This window comes from Nocardia sp. CA-128927, assembly GCF_050955855.1.
Classification (GTDB): domain Bacteria; phylum Actinomycetota; class Actinomycetes; order Mycobacteriales; family Mycobacteriaceae; genus Nocardia.
This window is the reverse complement of sequence record NZ_CP192087.1, coordinates 9,635,991-9,656,337: the sequence shown is the minus strand read 5'-3', so window position 1 is coordinate 9,656,337 and position 20,347 is coordinate 9,635,991. Positions and strand designations below refer to the sequence as shown.

The window sequence follows — 20,347 nt, the reverse complement described above, 5'->3', positions numbered from 1 at the left end:
TCGTAGAGATCGTGCGCCGCCTCTCGCGCGGGGCGGCGAATCGGACAAACATTGAGGGTTCATCGAAGGAGAAAACGTCATGAGGTTCCGCAACCGCACCGCCCCCACCCTGGTCGCCGCCTGCCGCCGCAGCGCGCACCGAATCTGGGCCAGGCAGGATCTCACGCCGCAGGAGCGAGCGAATCTCATGGTCGGGTGGACCCCGCCCGCGATCATCAGCGCCTCGCTCGGCGGGCGAACCTTCCACTGAGGCAGCGCCCCCTCCGGCAGAGACAGCGTCCTCAGTAGAGACAGCGCGGCCCCGGCGATCCGAATTCGGATCGCCGGGGCCGCCTGTTGTTCCTAGATCTCGGCGAATCGCCGCAGCTGGAACGGCTCGACCAGGACCTGGTCCAGGGCTGCCGCGCACTGCTTCAGGTGCGGGGTCTCGAAGTGCGCGGCCAAGGCGTCGGCGTCGACCCATTCCTCGAGCAGCACGACCCGGCTCGGATCGGTGGGGTGCAGATACAGCTCGTAGCCGAGGCAGCCGTCCTCGGCCAGGGTCGGCTCGATCATGTTCTGCAACACCTCGCGCAATTCGGCCTCGCGGCCCTGCTTCGCGGTGAAGCGGACATTGAGCGTCAGCGTGGACACGGTGAACTCCTGATCTGTTGTGGTGCTTGCTATTCCCGGCCCGCGGAGACGAAAGACAGGTCCGCGGCCCGGTTTCCGGCAACCTGGCCGGCGATCGGCTCCAGCGTTGCCAGTTCGTCGGCGGTCAGCTCGATGGTCGCGGCCGCAACGTTCTCGGCGAGCCGAGTCCTGCTGCGGGTACCGGGAATCGGAACCACCGACAGGTCGCGCACCCTGGCCTGTGCGTGCAACCAGGCCAGCGCGACCTGCGCCAGGGTACCGCCGCGCGCCTCGGCGATGGTCCGCAGCGGAGCGAGCAGCTCGGCATTGCGGGCCGCGTTGTCCTCGGCGAAGCGCGGAAACACCCGCCGCACATCGCCTTCTGCGAGTTCGGCGACCGCGCCGGTCAAGAAGCCGCGACCCAGCGGCGAATACGGCACGAACGTCACGCCGAGCTCGGCCGCGGTCGGCACCACCGTCCGCTCGACGTCCCGGGAGAAGATCGACCATTCGGACTGCACGGCCGCGATCGGATGCACCGCCTGCGCCGCGCGCAGCTCGGGTCCGGTCACCTCGGACAGGCCGATCGCCCGAATCTTGCCCTGCTGCAACAGCTCCGCCAGCACGCCGACGGTGTCCTCGATCGGCGCCTCCGGGCTGCGCCGGTGCATGTAGTACAGGTCGATGGTGTCGATGCCGAGCCTGCGCAGGCTGCCCTCCACCGCGTTGCGGATGTAGGCCGGCGAGTTGTCGATGCCGCGGTAGGCCGGGTCGTCGGCCTTGCGGACGATGCCGAACTTGGTGGCCAGCACCACTTTCTCGCGGTTGGCCCGCACGAATTCGCTGAGGAATTCCTCGTTGTGGCCCGCGCCGTAAACGTCGGCGGTGTCGAACAGCGTGACGCCCAGTTCCAACGCTCGATCCAGCGTTGCCCGCGATTCGGTGAAGTCGGAGGTCCCGTAGAACTCGCTGATCCCCATGCAGCCCAGGCCCTGCACGCTTACCTCGATGCCGCTGGTGCCAAGAGTGGTGGTCGGCAACGTATCCGCGGTCGTCATACCGTGATCTCCTCAGTGTCGTGCACGGTGATCGTGGCCGGCCGGGCGAGCTGCGCTTTGCCCTCGTAGATATCGATCTTGTAATCGAGCACGGCCACGGTCTGCTGAAGTTCATCGATCTTGGCGAGCACCTCGGCGCGGGTATTACGGAACATCTCCAGCCGCTCGGGGAACGTGGATTCCCCCGCGCGCACCAACTCGGCGTAGCGAACCATGTCCGCCACCGACATCCCCGTGGTGCGCAACCGTCCGATCAACGCAAGCCACTCCAGATCGCGATTACTGAACCGCCGCTTACCGGCATGATCGCGCCCGATGTAATCCATCAGCCCGATCCGCTCATACCACCGCAGCGTGTCCCGACTGAGCCCCGACCGCTCGGCCACCTCCCCGATCGAAAACCGAGGAAGCTCCCAGTCCCTACCTCGCTCATGCAATGCGGCTTCACCCACGACACTCGCCCTTCCCGTAGAACCCCATCGACGCTAGTCACCTGGAGTGCACTCCAAGCAAGTCCAATGTAGCCAAACACCGGATTACCGCAGCTCGGCCGTATATGTTGCGTGCCAGAACCGAGTCGAGTTCCGTGGGGGAGGCAAGCAGCGTGGCAGGACTTCCGGCGCCGGGGCGACCGTTGACGGTCGCTGGATACGTGGCACTCGGCGAGGACGATGAGTATCGCTGGGAGCTGCAGGAGGGGCTGCTGGCCATGATGCCCTCGCCGGGGATCAGTCACCAGATCGCCGTCGCGGAACTCTTCGTACATCTGGACAAGGGCTTGCCATCTGACCTCGTCGTCGTGCCGTGCGTCGATATAGATCTTCAGCTTGTGGCTCCGAACGAGCCGGCAACGGTCCGCAGGCCGGATCTCGTGGTCGTAGATCGAGCTGAGTTCGACCGGTGTGCGGACGGTGCCGCGATCCTGAGCGCTCGCAATGCCCGGCTCGCAGTCGAGATCGTCGCGCTCGGATCCCGCCGAATGGACTATCTGACGAAGCGTGCGGAGTACGCCGAGGCGGGAATTCCGCACTACTGGGTTATTGACCTGAGCCCAGCTGTGCGACTGTTGGCATTGCAGCTCGCTGGAGAACATGGGTATGTCGGTGACGAGGTGACCGGCGCCTTCACGACCACCTCGCCCTATCCACTGACCATCCAGCTGGACCAGCTGGACCAGCTGGACCGCTACTGACTGCGGAAGTCAAAAGCTCACGCTCAGTTGTACTTAGGGAGTTCCTGGATCGCCCACCGGTTTCCGTCGGGGTCGGCGAAGTAGGTGAACTTGCCCCAGTCCAGGGTTTCCACCGGGGGTGCGTCGATTCCGGCGGCTACCAGTTCCTTGTAAGCGTCTTCTGCGCTGGACACCACGATCTGCATGCCGCGCACGCTGCCGGGTGCTGCGTCGGTGATGCCTTCGCCGATGCAGATCGAGCAGCCCGATCCGGGCGGGGTGAGCTGGACGAAGCGCAGGTTCTCGTTGACGCGGTGGTCGTGGTCGGCGTTGAAACCGATCTTGGTGTAGAAGTCCTTCGCGCGATCCACGTCGGTCACGGGGATCGCGATGAGCTCGATTTTCCAATCCATCGCCCGAGCATCCCATCGGTCACCGACAAAGTCTCGGCTTCCGGCCTACCCTGGGGACATGCCTGGTAAGGACGTCAACCGGATCAGGGCCCGCTCGGCCCTGGCAACGGTCAAGGAAAGCCCGGTGATCACCGCCATCGCGGTCGCACCGGTGGTACTCGCACTCGCCGTCGTGTGGTGGCTGCTCGGCGGGTTCGCCGCGTTCGTGCTGCTGGTCGTGCTCGGCGCGGTCGTGGTGGTCGGCGGCAAGCTGCTGCGCTGACGGCCGAGTCAGCGGGGGATGTGGAAACGCACCAGCTCACCGGTTCCCGGATCGACCTGCGTCCACGGCCGGTCGAACTCCAGCACGGCCAGTGCCGAGGTGGGGAACTTGCGGCTGAGCTCGATCGCGGGCGTCGAACTTCGATTGCTCGCCAACTCCCATGCCGTCCACGGCATTCCGGGCGCGTGCCCGATCACCAGCAGCGTCGACACGTCGTCGTCGCTGAGCTGGACCAGCTCGATGAGGCTTTGCGGGGAGGCCTCGTAGATGCCCGCCTCGTAGACCACCGGCGCGTCGATCCCGGTGGCCGCCAGGGTTTCCCGGGTGCGTGTCGCGGTGGAACAGCGCACCGCGTCGATCCGCGGCTGGGTTTTGCGCAACCATTCGCCCGCCAGCCCCGCCTCGCGCTGTCCGCGCGGCGCGAGCGGGCGTTCGTGGTCACCGACACCGTCGGGATACGCCGACTTGCCGTGTCGCATGAGGATCAGAGTCCGCACCATGGGGATACCGTAAGGCCTCCGGTCGCATGGCCTCGAACACACTCGAGGCAAACTGAAAGCGGCGTCACATCGCGGTGGTTCCGCGTCGTGTCGTTTCTGTCCACCTCTGCCCACCGGGTGGCCTACAGCCCACGTACATCTTCGAGGATCTGCACAATATGGCCTACGTAATCACGCAGCGTTGTTGCAACGACGCCAGCTGCGTTTCCGAGTGCCCTGTCGATTGCATCCGTCCGACCCCGGACCAACCGGAGTTCGCGACGACCGAGATGCTCTACATCGACCCCGACACCTGTATCGACTGCGGTGCGTGCGTCGATGCCTGCCCGGTGGAGGCGATCTTCTCCGAGGACGATCTGACCGCGTCGCTGGCCAGATACCGCGACATCAATGCCGCCTACTTCGAACGGCATCCGCTCGAGTCCAACTTCGACCCGATCGTCACCCCGCCGCGGCCGCCGAAGGAACTCGGCACTCTGCGGGTCGCGATCGTCGGTGCTGGCCCGGCGGCCTGCTATGCCGCCGACGAGCTGCTACGCCGGGCGGACGTGGAGATCGAGATGTTCGACCGGGTGCCGACCCCGTGGGGTCTGGTCCGGGCGGGCGTCGCGCCCGATCACCCGGGCACGAAGACGGTGTCGAGCTTGTTCGAGTCCGCGTTCCGGCGCGAGACCCTGCAGTACTACCTCAATGTCGAGATAGGCACGCACATCTCGCACGAGGAGCTGCTGCGGCATCACCATGCCGTCATCTACGCGGTCGGCGCGTCGACCGACCGCCGCCTCGACGTGCCGGGCGAGGACCTGCCCGGCAGCCACTCGGCCACCGAGTTCGTCGCCTGGTACAACGGTCACCCCGACTTCGCGGACCGGCAGTTCGACCTGTCCGGTGAGCGGGCGGTGATCGTCGGCAACGGCAATGTCGCGCTCGACGTCGCGCGTGTGCTGACCGTGGACCCGGACGAGCTGGCCAAGACCGACATCGCCGACCACGCGCTGGACGCCCTGCGGCACAGCAATATTCGCGAGGTCGTCGTGCTCGGCCGCCGCGGCCCGCTGCAGGCGGCGTACACGTCGTCGGAGTTCCTGGCGCTGGCCCACCTGAACGGCATCGACGTCATCGTCGACGAGTCCGACCTCGCGCTCGATCACGCCAGCCAGACCCTGCTGGACGACCCGGACATCGAGCCGTCGCTGAAGCTCAAGTACACCCTCGCCGAGGAGTACGCGGGCGGGCGGCGCGACCCGAGCCACAAGCGGATCGTCTTCCGCTACCTGGCCTCGCCGACCGCGCTCACCGGCACCGAGCACGTCGAGTCGATCGAGTTCGCGCACAACGAATTGTTCGAGGAGAACGGCCAAGTGGTGGCTCGGGCGACCGACCGCACCGAGCGGATCGAGACCTCGCTGGTGCTGCGGTCCATCGGCTACCGCGGCGCGGCCGTCGCCGACGTGCCCTTCGACGAGCGGCGCGGGGTCATGCCGAACGAACACGGCCGGGTGCTCGACACCGACGGCACCCCGCTGTCCGGTGTGTACGCGAGCGGCTGGATCAAGCGCGGCCCGCGCGGTGTCATCGGCTCGAACCGGACCGACGCCGAGGAAACCGTGGAGAACCTGATCTCGGACTTCACCAGCGGCAAACTCGGTGCGCCCGAGGCGGATCGGGCGGCGCTGCGCGCCTTGCTCCGCGAGCGGCAGGCCGATCTGGTGGATCGGGACGGTTGGCGGGCGATCGATCAGGCCGAGAAGGCCGCGGGCAAGTCCGCGGGACGACCGCGGGTCAAGTTCACCACCCGAGAAGATCTGCTGAAGGCGGCGCGCGGCTGACGGACGTACGGCCGACCGGATCCGCGAGGTTCCGGTCGGCTGCCGCCTATTCGGGCGGCAGCGGCATGATGCGGACGACGGTCGTAGTCGTTCCGCCGACCACGAACCACAGCCGGAGCACCGGCCGACCGGAGCGATCGCCCGGCTCGAAGCGGCTGCGCACGGTCACGTGCTGGCGGGCCAGCACCGGCGCGACGTACTCGATCACCGCGCGATGCGGACCGGCGAGCAGCTTGGGGTACTCGACCATGAACTGTTCCACCGCCTGCCAGTAGCAGGCGTTGTTGACGTGGTTGTACTGGTCGATGTCGGTCGCGCGCACCGGAAATGGCATGTCGGTGTCCGACTCCGACGGCGCGGTGTCGGTCAGGTACGGACGCCAGCGCAGCCGGTGCTCCTGCGTGGTCTGCGCCAGATAGGCCAGGCCCTCGTCGCTGATCCGCGCGGGCATCCCGGTCGACTCGCTGATATTGATCCAGAAGCCCTCGGTCTCGATCAACCCACCGTTCGCGCTGGTGACCCGCACTCGCATATTCGTCCAGCGGGTCGACATCGCCGAGCACCAGCGCAGCAGCTGCACCTCGTCCGGCCACAGGATCGGCCGGATGACATCGATGACCGTACGGCGCACAATCCAATTCGGATCGCTCCGGCTCAGGAACGTCTTGTGCAGATTCTCCCAGGCAATGTCCTGCAGATAGCGGGCGACGGCGTCGAATCGCAGCCGATCGTAAGGGTCCACATCACCTGCCCGGATGGGCCACGCCGAAGCAAAGCCCATGCCCTCCTGGGGAAGCGGGGCGAGTGGCTGATCGAGTGACACTGGTGCTCCTCGCGCTGCACGGTGTGCCGCGTTCTTCGTGTGGTGCTGTTGTGAGACGACTTTACGGGTCGTACGTCACACCATCGCGTCGAGTGCGTTGGTAGTCGGCGGTATGCCCGTGAACAACGCCGCTACCAGGCATCATGGACGTCATGAGCGATTCGGAGCTGCCCGGGAACCTCGGCAAACCCGCTGAACGAGCACTGGCCGCGGCCGGAATCCGCGACCTCGACGACCTCACCTCGTGGACCGAGCGAGATCTCGCCGCACTGCACGGCGTCGGCCCGACCGCGGTCACCAAACTCCGCGCCGCCCTCGCCGCGCGGAACCAAACCTTCGCCTGAAGATCGCGCCCGGCTACCCCAGGACGTGTCCCATCCGCACCGGTACGATCCGGCACAGGCACTACAGGGGAGGAACAGGGTTGAAGCCGCTCGGCCGACACGATCCGCGCGTGGCCGGCCGTCACCAGTTGATCGCGGTCATCGGCCAGGGCGCCATGGGCCGTGTGCTGCTGGGCCGCTCACCCGACGGCCGCCTGGTGGCGGTCAAGATGATTCACCGCCACCTCGCCAAGAACCCCGAGTTCCGAGCCCGCTTCCGCCTGGAAGTCCAAGCCTCCCAACGTGTCACCGGCGCGTACACCGCCGCGGTGATGGACGCTGATTCGGAAGCCGAAGAACCCTGGCTGGCCTCGGTTTTCGTGCCCGGCCCTGCGCTGCGTGAGGCCATCGACCAACACGGCCCCATGTCGCTCGGCGGCCTTCGCCTGCCGACTGCGGGTCTCGGTTCCGCGCTCATGGAAATCCACCGCGCGGGCATGATCCACCGCGACCTCAAACCCACCAATGTCCTTCTCGCGGAAGACGGTCCGCGCGTCATCGATTTCGGCATCGCCCGCGCGCTGGAAGCCGATCTGCAGATCACCAGTACCGGCACCCTCGTCGGTTCCCCCGCCTTCATGTCGCCGGAACAGGCGTCCGGTCATGAACTCACCACCGCCAGTGACGTTTTCTCGGTCGGCGCGATGCTGGTCCTGGCGGCGACGGGGGAGAGTCCGTTCCTCGGCGCATCGGCACCGCAGACCTTGTACAACGTTGTGCACAATCACCCCGACACGAGTCGGGTGCCCGCGCCACTGCGTCCCGTCGTGGATGCCTGCCTGGACAAGAACCCCGCGCATCGTCCGGATCCGAGGCAGCTGATCGACTCGGTGGCGGCCATCACGGCACGCTCCGCGTGGCCCGCCGGAATTCGGCAGCAGATCACTCGGGACCGGGCGGATGCCAAGCGCTGGGTCGACAGCGGCGGCGTGCTGCCCGAGCAACCAGCGCCGCGTCGAACCGCGAGATGGATTGCCGCGGCGGCTGTTCTGGCGCTGTTGGTGGCAGGCTCGATCACGGCGTTCCTGATCAACCGCAACAATCCGTCCCCTGATCCGCTGGCGAACCGGACGCTGGAACTGACAGACGAACAGCTGCGCCTCGCCGACACCTGCGCGCTGCTCGGCAACGACGTCGTCGGCAAGCTGGGGCAGCCGGTCAAGCCGGAGCTTGCGGATTCGTCGCTCTGTGGCACGAAGTTCATCGAGCCGGGTGGGCGGCAGACGCAGCTGACGGTCGGTGTCGGGACGTCGGTGGCCGGGAAGCAGCTCGCTGAGCAAGTCGCTGGCCGATCCGTGCTGGACACCACGGTGGCCGCACGTTCGTGTGGGCGGGCCGTCGCGGTGCGCGACCAACCCACGCTCGGTGTCGAGGTGAAAACCATTGAGGCCGAAGGTGATTCCTGCAAGCTGGCCGCGGACGCGTTGAAGGCGGTCGTCACCCGGCTCGTGACGAATCCACCGAGCGTGCATCCGTCGAAACAGTCTGTCGTTCGGATCGTTCCGTGTGAATCGGTTGCCCAGGATGTCATCAGCCCGCAAGTGGGCGCTGGTACACCGCCGACACCGGTCGACGCCCACACCTGCACCTGGTCCGGCTCCCCGTTCGTGATCACCGTGCACACTGCCGAGGGCAAACGAGTCGACTCCGATCCGAAATACACCAGGCTGCTGGTGAATGGCGGTAAGTTGGGCGATTTCCCGTCGGCGCGCCGTATCGACCCCAACGGAACGTGCGCCACCTACTATCTGGTGCGCCCGACCATCGAAGATCGAGGAGAACAGATCGCCGTGACTGCGCAACCGACTGGGGCAGGCGCCGCCGAAACAGCGTGTGCCGCTACCGAAGCGGTACTCACCGGGGTCGCGGCTCGGATGGGGAGTTCCTGATGGTGACCCGCCTGGAGCCCGGCGATCCCGATCGGATCGGCCGGTATCGCCTGCTCGGCCAGCTCGGTTCCGGCGGTATGGGGCGGGTGCTGCTCGGGGTCGGCCCCGACGGCCGCCTGGTCGCGATCAAACAGGTGCACCAGCACCTGGTGACCGAGGACGACTTCCTGCCTCGGTTTCGTCGTGAGGTGCAGACCTCCGCGCAGGTCTCCGGCGCCTTTACCGCCGCCGTGATCGACTTCGATGTCGAATCGGAAAACCCGTGGCTTGCTTCCGTTTTCGTCCCCGGCGTGCCGTTGGACAAGGCGGTCAAGGACTTCGGACCGCTCACCTCGGACGAATTGCACAAGCTGGCGATCGGACTCGCCTCGGCATTGCAGGCCATTCACGGTGTCGGGCTCATCCATCGGGATCTCAAGCCCGCCAACGTGATTCTCGCCGAGGACGGACCACGGGTCATCGACTTCGGTATCGCACGGGCGGTCGAGGGAAAATCCGAGCTCACTCATACCGGCTCGATCATCGGTTCGCCCGCGTTCATGTCGCCGGAACAGGCGCAATCGCTGCCGCTGACACCGGCCAGCGACATGTTCTCCCTCGGTGCGGTGCTCGCGATGGCGGCCGGCGGTTCGAGCCCCTTCGCCGGATCATCGCTGCCACATACGCTGTACAACATCGTGCACACCGAACCCGATCTCAGCGGATTGTCGGCCGAGGCAAGGGAATTGGTGTCCCCGTGCCTGAGCAAAGACCCGCAGGAGCGCCCGACGCCTGCCCAGCTCCTCGACTTCCTCGGACCGCTGCCACCGCAGCATCGACCGTGGTCGGCCCAGGTGCACAAGATGATCGGCGAACAGAAAACGGAGATGTCTGCATTGCTGGCCGACCCGGAAGCCACCCAAATCGTCGGAGCCGACCCGGAACCTGTCGCGGGGTCACAGAGCGTCGACGCCTTCGAACAGCGATTGCAGGCGCTCGTCGAGATCCAACGCGCAGGCACGTTGCGCAGGCGGCGCAAGAAGGCCCTGATCGCGGCTTCGGCGGTGGTGGTTTTGATCGCGGGCGTGCTCGCGGGAACCGCCCTGTTCGGTGGTAGCGACGATGAGCCGACCGAGCCGGGGGTGAATCCGCTTGCGGCGCTGAATCTCACGAAGCTGCGGTCGATCGACCTGTGCGCCGCGGTGCAGGATCCGCTGGTCTCGTCGCTGGGGGAATGGACGAAGGCGCCGAGCTCCGCGCAATGGGGGTCGTGTGCGGCCCAGGCGGGCGGATATCAGTTCGCCTTCGATATCAAGCGCATCGAGGGCTACCGGGACAATGGTCAGCGTGCGGCGGGCGTTCCGGTGCTGGAGGACGTGGCCAGTGGCACCGACAGCTGCGGACGGGCGCTCCTTTCCGCGAAAACGGATCCACAGTTCGGCATTGCGGTGCGGGTGCAGGGCGCGCCGACCGACAAGGTGTGCGGTATCGCGGATGAGGCCGCCGCCCAGCTTGCCCATCGGTTAACCGAAGGGCCGCCGCAACTTCCGAACATTCGCCGTTCGCTCGCCCGGCATGATCCCTGCACCCTGGTCGATTCGACTGTCGTCAAGCTGAACATCGGCGATCACGTCCGCGGTGCTCCGGATTCGCTGCATACCTGCAAATGGATTTCGACTGGCACAATCACCGTTTCCCTCGAGCGCTCGAAGGTTCTGGTACCGACAGAGAAGCCGATTCCGTTCGATCTCGGTGGCGGCAATATCGTTTTCGTGGATGAGGCGGAATTGGGATCACCGACATGCGAACGTCGCGGCCAGTATCGGACCATCGACAGCAGCGACGCAGAGGTGGTGACTGTGCACGTCGAAAACCCGGCCCTGACAGAACATCCCGAATTCAGATGTCTGACAGCACAAACGGTGCTGCAGAACGTCATGGACAACCTTCCGCAGGTGAGTTGATGAACCGGAATCCGCGATTCGCTACGACAATCCTCGCTGTCCTCATCACCGTGGTCGGAGCGGCGGGGTGTGCATCGACAGTGCATGGGACCGGCGTTTCTGCCGAGATCGACGTGCGAGCGTTGGATACGGGCAGGTTTCCGACCGCGCCGCCCAAAATCGCGACTCGGCTGGACGATGTCGGATACGCGCGACTGGAGGCCGCGCGACTGGCCGACGCGGTTCTGAGTCCACACGAGGTAGATCCGAAATACTCGGCCGGTGCGTCGGCACGTGTACACACCGACGTTCATTCGGTGGCGCAGTACCTCGCCGAGCCGACCATTCCGGTGTTGCTGAATCACGGCTTCGTGCTGGGCTTCTCGACCGGTTCCGCCGACGATGTGTTGCCACTAACCACTGCCGCTGTCGGCAGCCGCGAGCGTGACGGTCTCAACGTGACGGTGTTGCGTTTCCCGGACGCGACGGCGGCGAAGGCCGCGGCAGCCGAACTCGACGCCGTGGACTTCGGCCTCAACCCAGAAAACGTCGCAGTCAATCTGCCCAAATACCCTGACTCGCGCGCACATTGGCGTCCGTCAGTGCCGACACTGGGCAGCACGACCGCACATGGTGCCTATGTGATCAGCGTGCTCGCGGATTCGCGGGCCCCGGACATCAATCGGCTGGTCGACGCGACCCAGAAGTATCTCGATGCCGAGGTGGTCGAACTCGACAAGTTCACGCCGACGGCGGTCGGCAAGTTCAGCACGCTGCGCCAGGATCCGGACGGTGTACTGGTTCGCGTAATTCATGACAAAGGCGTTGTCCCCGCGCCCGATGGGCAGGGTGAGGTGGTGTTGACGCTGCGTGGGTACCTGAACTATGTGCTGGATCAATCGGGTCGGTTTCCGGTGCTGCAACGGGCCGGTGTAGATCGGGTGGCGGTGACGCCCGATGCCTTCGGATTCCGGACGCACGATGACGCTGCCGCAACGCGATTCGTCCAGGAATCAGCCGAACTGGGTAATGCCGTGGACCGGCGGGCCGTCGATCCACCGGACGATGTACCCGGCGCACTGTGCGTGCAGGACTACCTCGCGCCGAAGGATGCCCAGTTCCGATGCTTCGTTGCTTACCAGCGGTACGCGGCCCTGGTACTCGGTTCTCGATTGTGGGAAACACAGCAACGAGCGGCCGCGCAATACGCGCTGCTCGCCAACAGTCAGCGATGAGCGGATCGGGGCATCAGTAGCCCCGGTACGCACCACCTGAATTGACCGCCACAACGCCCGGAACATTCTTGACCGAGCCATACGTGTCGATCGAATAGCGAACGCCCGCAATGATGTTGTCCACCGGGTTCCAGATGTCGTCGTGGCCGGGTGCCTTGTAGGCATTGAAGGTGCCGTCGATCGTTTGCATCAGCCCCTTCGACGGATGTCCCGCCACCCAGTTGCTGTCCCACCGGTTTTCCGCGTAGGGATTACCCGCGGACTCATGCTCGATGATCATGGCGATGGCGCTCTCATCGATATCCTTGGGGTCGTAACCCATTTCGATGAGTTTCTGTTTGGCTTCCGCGATCCATTTCGCCATATCGCCGCTCGGCATCGGCCCCGTCGGCGCGCTCGAACTCGGACTCCCCGAACCGCTGTATGGAGTGCCGGAAGACGATCCGGAGTTGTGATTCCCCATCGCGTAATTGGGCTTGTTCGACGAGGACGAAGAGTTGTTGCTCACCGGAGCAGGTGAATTGACACCGGCCGGTGCCGTACTCGCCGCGGGCACCACGTTCGCGTTCGGGTCACCGAGCCCGCTGTACGCCTGCTCCAGCTTCGCCACCGCCGCGTCGACCTGCGTCTTCGCCTGCCCGGCAACGGTTTCCGCGGTCTTGAGCGCGTTGGTCAGCTCCCAGGTCCGCGACGCCGCCAGCAGCGACTCCTGGAAAACGAGGCTCTCGACGTTCGCCTTGTCCGAATGCTCACGGAGCGCCGCGATCCGGGTCGTGGCGTTGACAGTGCCGTTGGGTTCCACGTCGAACGGGGGCGACTGGTTGATCGCGTCGTCGCGCAGTCGCAGCACCTTGGTTTTCGCCTCGACCAGGTTCTGCGTCTGGGAGGTGAACGCCGTCTTCAGTTCCAGCAGTGCGGCACTGACCGCGGAGGACCGGGTCTTCTCGGTGTCCATCCGCGCGTTCGCGGCGGCGCCCGCCGTTCCGGACCACTTCTTGCCGTCTTCCAGCGACTTCGTCTGCGTGGCGCCCTTGCCTACGGCGGTGTCGAGGCCCTGCGAGATCGTGCCCGCCTGTTCGCCTGCGGTGGTGAGCTGTTCGGGCTTCCAGTTGTCCACGTCCGGGATGCTGAGTGTCATGGCAGTCCGATCGCGCGGAGCTTCGCGGCGAAGTCGTTTTCGGCCAGTTCGTATTTCCCCGCGGCGTTGTGCATGTTGTCGGCGATGGTGGTGAGGCGCCCGCCGATCCGCTGCAGGCAACGGTTGACCACGTCGTTCGCCTGCTGTGCCGCGGTACCGAATTCGGTGCCGGGTAGCGCGGTGGCCGCGGCGGACAACGCTCCCCCCGCGTTGAGCGCGGTCACCTCCCCGGCCTCGGTGCCGAGAGTTTGCGCGAACGATCGCAGTGCGTCCGGATCTACCTGCACACTCGTCGACGATGGTTGATTGCGCTCGACCATGAGTCCCCCTTCACGCCCGACCATAGGTCGCGGTCAGCATAGCAAAACGGGGTCGGCTGAACAGGGGCCTCGGGCGTGCCGGGCGAGTGCGCGACGCGGACAGGTTGAGCACGCCGAGTCGACGCGGGTTACGTTGATCACGGCGGCGCCGGCGTGGACGAAGGCCGGTGCCACGACAGAGAGGTCGGCAGATGCGCGCAGCCCAGGTCAGCAAGCTGGAGGGACCGGACTCGGTCGAGATCGTGGACATCCCGGAGCCCAAGGCATACCCGGGAGGCGTGGTGATCGACGTGCACGCGGCCGGTGTCGCGTTCCCGGACGTGCTGATGACACGCGGGCTGTACCAGATGAAGCCGGAACTGCCGTTCGTCGTCGGCGGCGAGGTAGCGGGCATCGTGCGCGAAGCGCCGGCCGACGCGCACGTCAAGGCGGGCGACCGGGTCGTCGCGCTGACGCTGCTTGGCAATGCCATGGCCGAGGTCGCCGTCGCGCCCACCCAGATGGTGTTCAAGTTGCCGGACAACGTCTCCCTGGAGGCCGGGGCAGGCATCCTGTTCAACGACCTGACCGTGCAGTTCTGCCTGCGCAAGCGCGGCAGGCTCGCCGAGGGCGAGACGGTGCTGGTGCACGGCGCCGCGGGCGGCATCGGCACCTCGACGCTGCGGATGGCGGCCGCGCTCGGCGCGGGCCGGGTGATCGCGGTGGTCAGCACCGAGGCAAAGGCCGAGGTGGCCCGCGCCAACGGCGCCACCGATGTGGTGCTGGCCGACGGCTGGCTCGCGGCGGTCAAGGAGCTCACCGGCGGCCGCGGCGTGGACATCGTGCTCGACCCAGTAGGTGGTGACCGGTTCACCGACAGCGTCCGCTCGCTCGCTTCGGCAGGCCGCCTGCTCGTGGTCGGCTTCACCGCGGGCGAGATCCCCACCATCAAGGTGAACCGACTGCTGCTGAAGAACGTCGAGGTGATCGGCGCGGCCTGGGGCGAATGGGTGATGACGCACCCCGGCTACCTGACCGAACAGTGGGACGAGGTGGAACCGCTGCTGGCCGCGGGCAAGATCGAGGCGCCCAAGCCGGTGCTGTATCCGCTGGAGCGGGCCGCCGAGGCGATCGCCTCGCTGGACAACCGCACGGCGACCGGCAAGGTCGTGGTCACGCTGCGCTGACGCGCGGGAGCGAAACATGAAGTTATCCAACCGAATACTGAACCGCACGTTGCTCGCGCGCCAGCACCTGCTGGCGCGTTCCGAGCTCTCCGTGCACGACATGTGCGACCACCTCGTCGGCCTGCAAGCGCAGGACTCGCCACCCCCGTTCGTCGCATTGTGGAGTCGCATAGCGGGTTTCGACCCCGCCGTGGTGTCGGCGGCACTCGAGGACCGTTCGCTGGTCCGAATCACCCTGATGCGCGGCACCATTCACCTGGTGACGCCGCCTGACGCACTGCGGATCGCGCCGCATATCCAGCCGGAACTCGAAAAGATCCCCTTCCGAAAGGGTTTCAACTACGGCGCGATGGTCGGCCTCGACCCCGACGAGGTCCGTGCGCACGGTGAGCAGGTCCTCGGCGACGAGCCGATGTCCGCCGCCGATCTGCGCCTACGTGCCGCCGAGCTGTACCCGGACCGCAATCCGAGCATGGTCGTACAGACGTGGCTCCTCCAACTGCCCGTGCTGCAAACCCCGCCGCGCGGCAAATGGAAGGACAGCAGCAGACCGATCTGGTCCAGGGTCGAGCCATGGCTCGGCGCACCGCTGGACCCCACTTATCCGTTGGCGGAGTTGCTCCTTCGCTACCTGCGCGCCTTCGGCCCGGCCTCCACCATGGACATGCAGACCTGGTCCAAGCTGCTCGGCATGAAGCAGGCGATCGACCAGCTCGGCGACCGCGTGCGCACCTACACCGACGAGCGCGGCCGCACCCTCTACGACGTCGCCGACGGCGAACTGGCCGATCCGGACCTCCCGGCCCCCGTGCGCCTACTCGGTTGGTACGACAATGCCGTGCTCTCCCACCAGGATCGGACCAGGATCGTGCCCGACGGCGGTGCACCACCCCTGCGCGCCTTCGCCGCCGCCGTCGCCCCGGTACTGGTCGACGGCTATCTCGCCGGTCTCTACAAGATCTTCCCGGAATCCGGCACCGCACGCCTGCGCATCAGCCCGACCCGCAAATGGACGAAGGCCGAGCACACGGCAGTGGAAGCCGAATCCCACGCCCTACTCGGCTTCATGGAAGCCGACAAGGAACCACGCGTAGAAATCCTGGAGCTGGACGCCGACCTGCGCCCCTGACTGCGGAGTAGCCGACTACCTTTCGTGCGCCGCGCGATAGGCGGGTGCCTTCGTGCTCCCCGCCGGATCGAGGGTGCGCAACAGCGGCAGCGTGCGGAACGGCACCACGGTCGACAAGACGATGACGCTGTGCGACCGCACCACCGAGGTGGTCCGGTCGATGCTCAGCAGCACCGACTGCAGCCCGGCGTGCGAATCCGCGCCGATCCGGCACCACACGTCACCCGTGCCGGTGGTCGCGTAGGCCTCCAAAACCCCTGGGATCATTTCCAGTTCGGCCGCGACCGCGTCCAGCTTGCCCTGGGCGATCTCCAGCGTGACGAAGGCCTGCACGTCGAAACCCGCTGCGGTGACGTCGATCTGCGGGTCGTAGGAGGCGATGACCCCGGATTCCTCCATCCGCCCGATCCTGGACTGCACCGTGGCCCTGGCCACCCGGGTCCGGCGGGACAGCTCGAGGATGCCCGCTTTCTGGTATTCATGCATCGCGGTCAGAATCGCGAGATCGAGTTCGTCCAGTTTCGCCGGCGTTCGTGACATGGCGGCCTCCGTTCCGAGCACAGGCTGGGCTTCCAGCCATGGATAGCACCAGCCAGCTGATGCTATTCAAATTGTCCAGCATTTCGGGGGACTTCCTAGCCGGATTCGCCAGAGTGTCTATCGAAAATCGCCGCTGTTGCCTATCGGCCGACCCTGACGATTACTTGGTGCATGACCATCGAGCAGATGCCCAATGCCCGGTCCAGCACGGCGCCTAGCCCCGCCAGTACCGCCCCTTCCGACACTGAGCTGCGCAAGCTCGTCGGTCTGGTGGACCACGACACCAGCGTCGACAACTTCCCGGTGATCGGCTGGGACGCCCTCGTCTGGGTCGTCGGCAACGCGACACAGACCGCGCATTTCCTGGAATCCGCCTTCGGCATGCGCCTGGAGGCCTACTCCGGTCCCGAGACCGGCAATCGCGACCACAAGGCGTACGTGCTGCGCAGCGGCGGCGCCCGCTTCGTGGTCAAGGGCGCGGTCGACCCGGACAGCCCCCTGGTCGCGCACCACGACCGGCACGGCGACGGCGTCGTCGACATCGCGCTCGAGGTGCCCGATGTGGATCGTTGCATCGAATGGGCGCGCAACCACGGCGCCACCATCATCGTCGAACCACATGACGAGACAGACGAATTCGGTACCGTGCGGTCCGCCGCCCTGGCCACCTACGGCGAGACCAGGCACACCCTGGTGGACCGTTCCGGCTACAACGGCCCGTACCTGCCCGGCTACATCACCCGTCGCGCGGGCTACCAGCCGCGCGAGGGCGCGCCGAACCGGCTGTTCCAGGCGATCGACCACGTCGTCGGCAATGTGGAGCTCGGCCAGATGGACGAGTGGGTCGAGTTCTACCGCCGCGTAATGGGTTTCACGAACATGGCCGAGTTCGTCGGCGACGACATCGCCACCGAGTACTCCGCCCTGATGAGCAAGGTCGTCGCCAACGGCAACCACCGGGTGAAGTTCCCGCTCAACGAGCCCGCGGTCAGCAAGAAGAAGTCGCAGATCGACGAGTACCTCGAGTTCTATCGCGGTCCCGGCGTCCAGCACATCGCGCTCGCCACCGGCGACATCCTCGCCTGCGTCGATGCACTGCGCCGTGAAGGCGTCGAATTCCTCGACGCCCCAGACTCCTATTACGAGGACCCGGAACTGCGCGCCCGGATCGGCCACGTGCGGGTCCCGGTCGAGGAACTGCAGAGCCGCGGCATCCTGGTCGACCGCGACGAAGACGGCTATCTGCTGCAGATCTTCACCAAGCCGATCACCGACCGCCCGACCGTGTTCTTCGAGCTGATCGAGCGGCACGGCTCGCTCGGCTTCGGCAAGGGCAACTTCAAGGCACTCTTCGAGGCGATCGAACGCGAACAGGAGGCCCGCGGCAACCTGTGATCGGTTGTGGCCCTGAGTATCCGGCAGTACGCTCCGAGGAATTCGCCGGATGCTTAGGGGACTGCCGCAGTGCTCGAGAGATCTGCCGCCGCCCTCGCATTGGCCGTCGCGCTCGCCCTCGGTGCGAGCGCGACGGCGCATGCCGAGCCCGCGCCGACCTATTACCCCACGTTGGACGCCTGCTTGAGCGCCATGTCGAAGTACAAGACGGGCCCGGCACAGTGCACCTACCTCGACTCGATCGGCGTCTACGAGCTGCGCGTCCCGAGCGGGTAGCGGGCGCCGGTGGCATCGCGTCGACCCCGCTGGCGGGCCGTGGGCGTGGGTAGAGTGCAGGCATGCGGATAGGGGCGTTGGTCGGCTGCGCGGCGGTGCTGTCGTTGTTGCTGACGGCGTGCGGTTCCGACGGCGACAAGGACAACAGCAGCACGCCGTTGCGCCCGCCGCCCAAGGTCGCCACGCTCGGCCCGTTCGTCGGCGAGTGCGGCCATGTGACCGACGACGAGGTGCGTGACATCGCCGGCCTCGGTCAGGTCTCCCAGGTGCTGAAGAATTCGGTCGGCTGCAATTGGCAGTCCGCCGGATTCAATTCACCCAGCGTCACTTTCGCGTCCTACCGCGGCAGCCCGATCGCCCGCGAGAAGGCCTGGGTGTCCACCCAGGGCCGCAACCCGCAGACGATCGATGTCGGCGGCCGCACCGGGTGGCAGGCGCTCGACCCGACCGGTGAGGTCTGCGACCTCGCCGTGCAACTCGACGACGACTTCTTCGAATGGTCCATGTCTTTCGGGTTCTTCGCGCCCAGCGGCAACCCGTGTGACCGGATGCACAAACTGGCCGAGTTGACCGTGCAGCGGCTGCAGTGAAGGGGAGACGGCAATGAACCTTCGTCGCGGCTCGACTCGCGGAATGCTTTCGGCGGCCGCCGTGTTGATAATCGCGGTCACCACTATCGGCTGTGGTCAGACGGTAAGCGGTTCGGCACATCCCGCGGGTTCGGGGACCGGGGACAAGGTGAACACCAACTTCGACAAGCTCCTGCGCGAATGCGAAATCGTCTCGCTCGATCAGGTCGCGGACGCGGTCGGCCAGGGCTCGCTGCCGGTGCAGTCGTTCTACGGCGCGATCTGCATGTGGAATCTGCAAGGCGCGCCCGGCGGCAACGCCATGGTCACGCTGAACTGGTATGAGATCGGCGGCCTGAACAACGAGAAGGCCAACAACGACAAGCTCGGCTACCTCACCAACAACATCACCGTGCAGGGTCGGCGCGGGTTGGAAACCAGGCGGCCCAACGACCCGGACTCCTGCGGGGTCAGCGCGGGCGCGGCGGACCAAGGCGTGATCGGGTTCTGGATCAACTATCGCCCCGGCTCCGGACACCCGGATCCGTGCGCGGGAGCCAAGAAACTCGTAGAGTTGACACTGAACTTGGCTAGGTAGCGGGGTCTCCAGTCACCCCGCTTTGACCCTGTGTCGCGACCACGAGTATCGTGGATCGCTGTGCCCGGAAGCATACGGGCAAGTTCGTGCGTAACCGTAGGCCAGCGAAAGCGGCTGACACCTCCAGCGTGCCCGCATTTCGGGCCCTACACCGCGCACGACACGCCCGACCTCGGGGCACGTAAAACGTGGCCGGACGTGCGAGTGAAAGCTCGATGACAAAGACATGAAGTTCCAGACACCGCGTAACTAATAAGGAAAGCCGGTCTATGCCAACCATCAACCAGCTGGTCCGCAAGGGTCGCCGCGACAAGGTCTCCAAGACGAAGACCGCGGCGCTCAAGGGCAGCCCGCAGCGTCGTGGCGTGTGCACTCGCGTGTACACCACGACCCCGAAGAAGCCGAACTCCGCGCTGCGTAAGGTCGCGCGCGTTCGCCTGACCAGCGCGGTCGAGGTCACGGCGTACATCCCCGGCGAGGGCCACAACCTGCAGGAGCACTCGATGGTGCTCGTTCGTGGCGGCCGTGTGAAGGACCTTCCCGGTGTCCGGTACAAGATCATCCGTGGCTCGCTCGACACCCAGGGTGTGAAGAACCGCAAGCAGGCCCGCAGCCGTTACGGCGCCAAGAAGGAGAAGAGCTGATATGCCACGCAAGGGCCCCGCACCCAAGCGTCCGCTGATCAACGACCCGGTCTACGGGTCCCCGCTGGTCACTCAGCTGGTCAACAAGATCCTGCTGGACGGCAAGAAGTCCACGGCCGAGCGCATCGTCTACGGCGCGCTGGAGCAGGCGCGCGACAAGACCGGTACCGATCCGGTCGTCACCCTCAAGCGCGCGCTGGACAACGTCAAGCCCGCCCTCGAGGTGAAGCCCCGCCGCGTCGGTGGCGCCACCTACCAGGTGCCCGTCGAGGTCCGGCCCGGCCGTTCCAACACGCTGGCCCTGCGCTGGCTGGTCAACTACTCCCGCGCTCGCCGCGAGAAGACCATGGTCGAGCGTCTCGCCAACGAGCTGCTCGATGCCAGCAATGGTCTCGGTGCCTCGGTGAAGCGTCGTGAGGACACCCACAAGATGGCCGAGTCGAACCGGGCCTTCGCGCACTACCGCTGGTGACGT

The 20,347-nt window shown here is 66.1% G+C and carries 25 protein-coding genes; 16 read left to right on the top strand and 9 right to left on the bottom strand.

Annotated elements, in window-relative coordinates; translation table 11 throughout:
- Window positions 1-79 precede the first annotated feature (79 nt).
- The gene (locus ACQPW1_RS44655) at window positions 80-250 is read left to right on the top strand and encodes a hypothetical protein (protein WP_375912535.1); all 171 of its coding nucleotides are present in this window, start codon (window positions 80-82) and stop codon (window positions 248-250) included.
- Window positions 251-342: 92 nt separating this feature from the next.
- On the opposite strand, the gene ACQPW1_RS44650 is transcribed toward ACQPW1_RS44655, so the two are convergent.
- Genes ACQPW1_RS44650 through ACQPW1_RS44640 form a run of 3 tightly spaced genes read right to left on the bottom strand, consistent with a single transcriptional unit; the run spans window position 343 to window position 2,122 of the window.
- A complete protein-coding gene (locus ACQPW1_RS44650; RefSeq protein WP_433659655.1) occupies window positions 343-633 on the bottom strand; it encodes a putative quinol monooxygenase in 291 nt (96 codons plus the stop codon).
- Between the two features lie 29 nt (window positions 634-662).
- The gene (locus tag ACQPW1_RS44645) at window positions 663-1,670 is read right to left on the bottom strand and encodes an aldo/keto reductase (RefSeq protein WP_433659653.1); all 1,008 of its coding nucleotides are present in this window, start codon (window positions 1,668-1,670) and stop codon (window positions 663-665) included.
- Window positions 1,667-2,122, bottom strand: a complete 456-nt coding sequence (locus tag ACQPW1_RS44640) for a MerR family transcriptional regulator (RefSeq protein ID WP_433659651.1) — start codon at window positions 2,120-2,122, stop codon at window positions 1,667-1,669. Before ACQPW1_RS44640 ends, ACQPW1_RS44645 begins: the two co-directional genes overlap by 4 nt.
- Window positions 2,123-2,274: 152 nt before the next feature.
- Between ACQPW1_RS44640 and ACQPW1_RS44635 the strand changes: the two genes are divergently transcribed.
- Window positions 2,275-2,862: a Uma2 family endonuclease gene (locus ACQPW1_RS44635; RefSeq protein ID WP_433659649.1), complete on the top strand. Its 588-nt coding sequence runs from the start codon at window positions 2,275-2,277 to the stop codon at window positions 2,860-2,862.
- Window positions 2,863-2,885: 23 nt separating this feature from the next.
- On the opposite strand, the gene ACQPW1_RS44630 is transcribed toward ACQPW1_RS44635, so the two are convergent.
- A complete protein-coding gene (locus ACQPW1_RS44630; RefSeq protein WP_433659647.1) occupies window positions 2,886-3,254 on the bottom strand; it encodes a glyoxalase superfamily protein in 369 nt (122 codons plus the stop codon).
- 58 nt (window positions 3,255-3,312) lie between these two features.
- On the opposite strand from ACQPW1_RS44630, the gene ACQPW1_RS44625 reads away from it, so the two are divergent.
- A complete protein-coding gene (locus tag ACQPW1_RS44625; protein WP_150399729.1) occupies window positions 3,313-3,516 on the top strand; it encodes a hypothetical protein in 204 nt (67 codons plus the stop codon).
- Window positions 3,517-3,524: 8 nt separating this feature from the next.
- Here ACQPW1_RS44625 and ACQPW1_RS44620 read toward each other — a convergent pair whose 3' ends face one another.
- On the bottom strand, window positions 3,525-4,016 hold the full coding sequence (locus tag ACQPW1_RS44620; RefSeq protein ID WP_433659645.1) for a SixA phosphatase family protein: 492 nt from the start codon (window positions 4,014-4,016) through the stop codon (window positions 3,525-3,527).
- A gap of 158 nt (window positions 4,017-4,174) precedes the next feature.
- Here ACQPW1_RS44620 and ACQPW1_RS44615 point away from each other — a divergent pair, with 158 nt between their 5' ends.
- Window positions 4,175-5,845: an FAD-dependent oxidoreductase gene (locus ACQPW1_RS44615; protein ID WP_433659643.1), complete on the top strand. Its 1,671-nt coding sequence runs from the start codon at window positions 4,175-4,177 to the stop codon at window positions 5,843-5,845.
- 46 nt (window positions 5,846-5,891) lie between these two features.
- Here the strand turns inward: ACQPW1_RS44615 and ACQPW1_RS44610 are convergent, their stop codons facing one another.
- Window positions 5,892-6,668, bottom strand: a complete 777-nt coding sequence (locus tag ACQPW1_RS44610; protein WP_433659641.1) for an acyl-[acyl-carrier-protein] thioesterase — start codon at window positions 6,666-6,668, stop codon at window positions 5,892-5,894.
- 152 nt (window positions 6,669-6,820) lie between these two features.
- On the opposite strand from ACQPW1_RS44610, the gene ACQPW1_RS44605 reads away from it, so the two are divergent.
- From ACQPW1_RS44605 to ACQPW1_RS44590, 4 genes are all read left to right on the top strand, one after another.
- Window positions 6,821-7,012, top strand: coding sequence for a hypothetical protein (locus ACQPW1_RS44605; RefSeq protein WP_433659639.1), 192 nt, complete (start codon window positions 6,821-6,823; stop codon window positions 7,010-7,012).
- A 110-nt stretch (window positions 7,013-7,122) separates the two neighbouring features.
- Entirely contained in the window at window positions 7,123-8,940 is a 1,818-nt protein-coding gene (locus ACQPW1_RS44600) for a serine/threonine-protein kinase (protein ID WP_433659637.1), read from the top strand.
- Entirely contained in the window at window positions 8,940-10,883 is a 1,944-nt protein-coding gene (locus ACQPW1_RS44595) for a protein kinase domain-containing protein (RefSeq protein ID WP_433659635.1), read from the top strand. The genes ACQPW1_RS44600 and ACQPW1_RS44595 overlap by 1 nt, the downstream gene beginning before the upstream one ends.
- Window positions 10,883-12,097 carry a DUF7373 family lipoprotein gene (locus tag ACQPW1_RS44590; protein WP_433659633.1) on the top strand — a complete coding sequence of 405 codons (1,215 nt, stop codon included), beginning with the start codon at window positions 10,883-10,885 and terminating at the stop codon, window positions 12,095-12,097. The genes ACQPW1_RS44595 and ACQPW1_RS44590 overlap by 1 nt, the downstream gene beginning before the upstream one ends.
- A gap of 13 nt (window positions 12,098-12,110) precedes the next feature.
- Here the strand turns inward: ACQPW1_RS44590 and ACQPW1_RS44585 are convergent, their stop codons facing one another.
- Together ACQPW1_RS44585 and ACQPW1_RS44580 are read right to left on the bottom strand one after the other, a co-directional pair.
- Entirely contained in the window at window positions 12,111-13,235 is a 1,125-nt protein-coding gene (locus ACQPW1_RS44585; protein ID WP_433659631.1) for a transglycosylase SLT domain-containing protein, read from the bottom strand.
- A complete protein-coding gene (locus tag ACQPW1_RS44580; protein WP_433659629.1) occupies window positions 13,232-13,555 on the bottom strand; it encodes a type VII secretion target in 324 nt (107 codons plus the stop codon). Before ACQPW1_RS44580 ends, ACQPW1_RS44585 begins: the two co-directional genes overlap by 4 nt.
- 191 nt (window positions 13,556-13,746) lie before the next feature.
- On the opposite strand from ACQPW1_RS44580, the gene ACQPW1_RS44575 reads away from it, so the two are divergent.
- Both ACQPW1_RS44575 and ACQPW1_RS44570 read left to right on the top strand, forming a co-directional pair.
- Window positions 13,747-14,721 (top strand): NADPH:quinone oxidoreductase family protein, encoded by a 975-nt coding sequence (locus ACQPW1_RS44575; RefSeq protein WP_433659627.1) that lies wholly within the window; start codon window positions 13,747-13,749, stop codon window positions 14,719-14,721.
- Window positions 14,722-14,737: 16 nt separating this feature from the next.
- Window positions 14,738-15,850, top strand: coding sequence for a winged helix DNA-binding domain-containing protein (locus tag ACQPW1_RS44570; protein WP_433659625.1), 1,113 nt, complete (start codon window positions 14,738-14,740; stop codon window positions 15,848-15,850).
- 15 nt (window positions 15,851-15,865) lie between these two features.
- Here ACQPW1_RS44570 and ACQPW1_RS44565 read toward each other — a convergent pair whose 3' ends face one another.
- Window positions 15,866-16,390: an Lrp/AsnC family transcriptional regulator gene (locus tag ACQPW1_RS44565; protein WP_433659623.1), complete on the bottom strand. Its 525-nt coding sequence runs from the start codon at window positions 16,388-16,390 to the stop codon at window positions 15,866-15,868.
- Window positions 16,391-16,576: 186 nt separating this feature from the next.
- Here ACQPW1_RS44565 and hppD point away from each other — a divergent pair, with 186 nt between their 5' ends.
- From hppD to rpsG, 6 genes are all read left to right on the top strand, one after another.
- Complete coding sequence (hppD, locus tag ACQPW1_RS44560; RefSeq protein ID WP_433665515.1) at window positions 16,577-17,785, top strand: 4-hydroxyphenylpyruvate dioxygenase; 1,209 nt, start codon at window positions 16,577-16,579, stop codon at window positions 17,783-17,785.
- 69 nt (window positions 17,786-17,854) lie between these two features.
- Window positions 17,855-18,061, top strand: coding sequence for a hypothetical protein (locus ACQPW1_RS44555; RefSeq protein WP_433659621.1), 207 nt, complete (start codon window positions 17,855-17,857; stop codon window positions 18,059-18,061).
- Between the two features lie 62 nt (window positions 18,062-18,123).
- On the top strand, window positions 18,124-18,651 hold the full coding sequence (locus tag ACQPW1_RS44550; RefSeq protein WP_433659619.1) for a DUF3558 domain-containing protein: 528 nt from the start codon (window positions 18,124-18,126) through the stop codon (window positions 18,649-18,651).
- A 13-nt stretch (window positions 18,652-18,664) separates the two neighbouring features.
- Window positions 18,665-19,228 carry a DUF3558 domain-containing protein gene (locus ACQPW1_RS44545; protein WP_433659617.1) on the top strand — a complete coding sequence of 188 codons (564 nt, stop codon included), beginning with the start codon at window positions 18,665-18,667 and terminating at the stop codon, window positions 19,226-19,228.
- Between the two features lie 269 nt (window positions 19,229-19,497).
- Complete coding sequence (gene rpsL, locus ACQPW1_RS44540; RefSeq protein WP_019049359.1) at window positions 19,498-19,872, top strand: 30S ribosomal protein S12; 375 nt, start codon at window positions 19,498-19,500, stop codon at window positions 19,870-19,872.
- Between the two features lies 1 nt (window position 19,873).
- Window positions 19,874-20,344 carry a 30S ribosomal protein S7 gene (rpsG, locus tag ACQPW1_RS44535; protein WP_150399709.1) on the top strand — a complete coding sequence of 157 codons (471 nt, stop codon included), beginning with the start codon at window positions 19,874-19,876 and terminating at the stop codon, window positions 20,342-20,344.
- Window positions 20,345-20,347: the final 3 nt, after the last annotated feature.

Excerpts from the sequence above, each read along its gene's own strand:
- ACQPW1_RS44655 (WP_375912535.1), top strand. The coding sequence starts at position 80 with ATGAGGTTCCGCAACCGCACCGCCCCCACCCTGGTCGCCGCCTGCCGC.
- ACQPW1_RS44645 (WP_433659653.1), bottom strand. The coding sequence starts at position 1,670 with ATGACGACCGCGGATACGTTGCCGACCACCACTCTTGGCACCAGCGGC.
- ACQPW1_RS44630 (WP_433659647.1), bottom strand. The coding sequence starts at position 3,254 with ATGGATTGGAAAATCGAGCTCATCGCGATCCCCGTGACCGACGTGGAT.
- ACQPW1_RS44625 (WP_150399729.1), top strand. The coding sequence starts at position 3,313 with ATGCCTGGTAAGGACGTCAACCGGATCAGGGCCCGCTCGGCCCTGGCA.
- ACQPW1_RS44620 (WP_433659645.1), bottom strand. The coding sequence starts at position 4,016 with ATGGTGCGGACTCTGATCCTCATGCGACACGGCAAGTCGGCGTATCCC.
- ACQPW1_RS44615 (WP_433659643.1), top strand. The coding sequence starts at position 4,175 with ATGGCCTACGTAATCACGCAGCGTTGTTGCAACGACGCCAGCTGCGTT.
- ACQPW1_RS44605 (WP_433659639.1), top strand. The coding sequence starts at position 6,821 with ATGAGCGATTCGGAGCTGCCCGGGAACCTCGGCAAACCCGCTGAACGA.
- ACQPW1_RS44595 (WP_433659635.1), top strand. The coding sequence starts at position 8,940 with ATGGTGACCCGCCTGGAGCCCGGCGATCCCGATCGGATCGGCCGGTAT.
- ACQPW1_RS44590 (WP_433659633.1), top strand. The coding sequence starts at position 10,883 with ATGAACCGGAATCCGCGATTCGCTACGACAATCCTCGCTGTCCTCATC.
- ACQPW1_RS44585 (WP_433659631.1), bottom strand. The coding sequence starts at position 13,235 with ATGACACTCAGCATCCCGGACGTGGACAACTGGAAGCCCGAACAGCTC.
- ACQPW1_RS44580 (WP_433659629.1), bottom strand. The coding sequence starts at position 13,555 with ATGGTCGAGCGCAATCAACCATCGTCGACGAGTGTGCAGGTAGATCCG.
- ACQPW1_RS44575 (WP_433659627.1), top strand. The coding sequence starts at position 13,747 with ATGCGCGCAGCCCAGGTCAGCAAGCTGGAGGGACCGGACTCGGTCGAG.
- ACQPW1_RS44570 (WP_433659625.1), top strand. The coding sequence starts at position 14,738 with ATGAAGTTATCCAACCGAATACTGAACCGCACGTTGCTCGCGCGCCAG.
- ACQPW1_RS44565 (WP_433659623.1), bottom strand. The coding sequence starts at position 16,390 with ATGTCACGAACGCCGGCGAAACTGGACGAACTCGATCTCGCGATTCTG.
- hppD (WP_433665515.1), top strand. The coding sequence starts at position 16,577 with ATGCCCAATGCCCGGTCCAGCACGGCGCCTAGCCCCGCCAGTACCGCC.
- ACQPW1_RS44550 (WP_433659619.1), top strand. The coding sequence starts at position 18,124 with ATGCGGATAGGGGCGTTGGTCGGCTGCGCGGCGGTGCTGTCGTTGTTG.
- ACQPW1_RS44545 (WP_433659617.1), top strand. The coding sequence starts at position 18,665 with ATGAACCTTCGTCGCGGCTCGACTCGCGGAATGCTTTCGGCGGCCGCC.
- rpsL (WP_019049359.1), top strand. The coding sequence starts at position 19,498 with ATGCCAACCATCAACCAGCTGGTCCGCAAGGGTCGCCGCGACAAGGTC.
- rpsG (WP_150399709.1), top strand. The coding sequence starts at position 19,874 with ATGCCACGCAAGGGCCCCGCACCCAAGCGTCCGCTGATCAACGACCCG.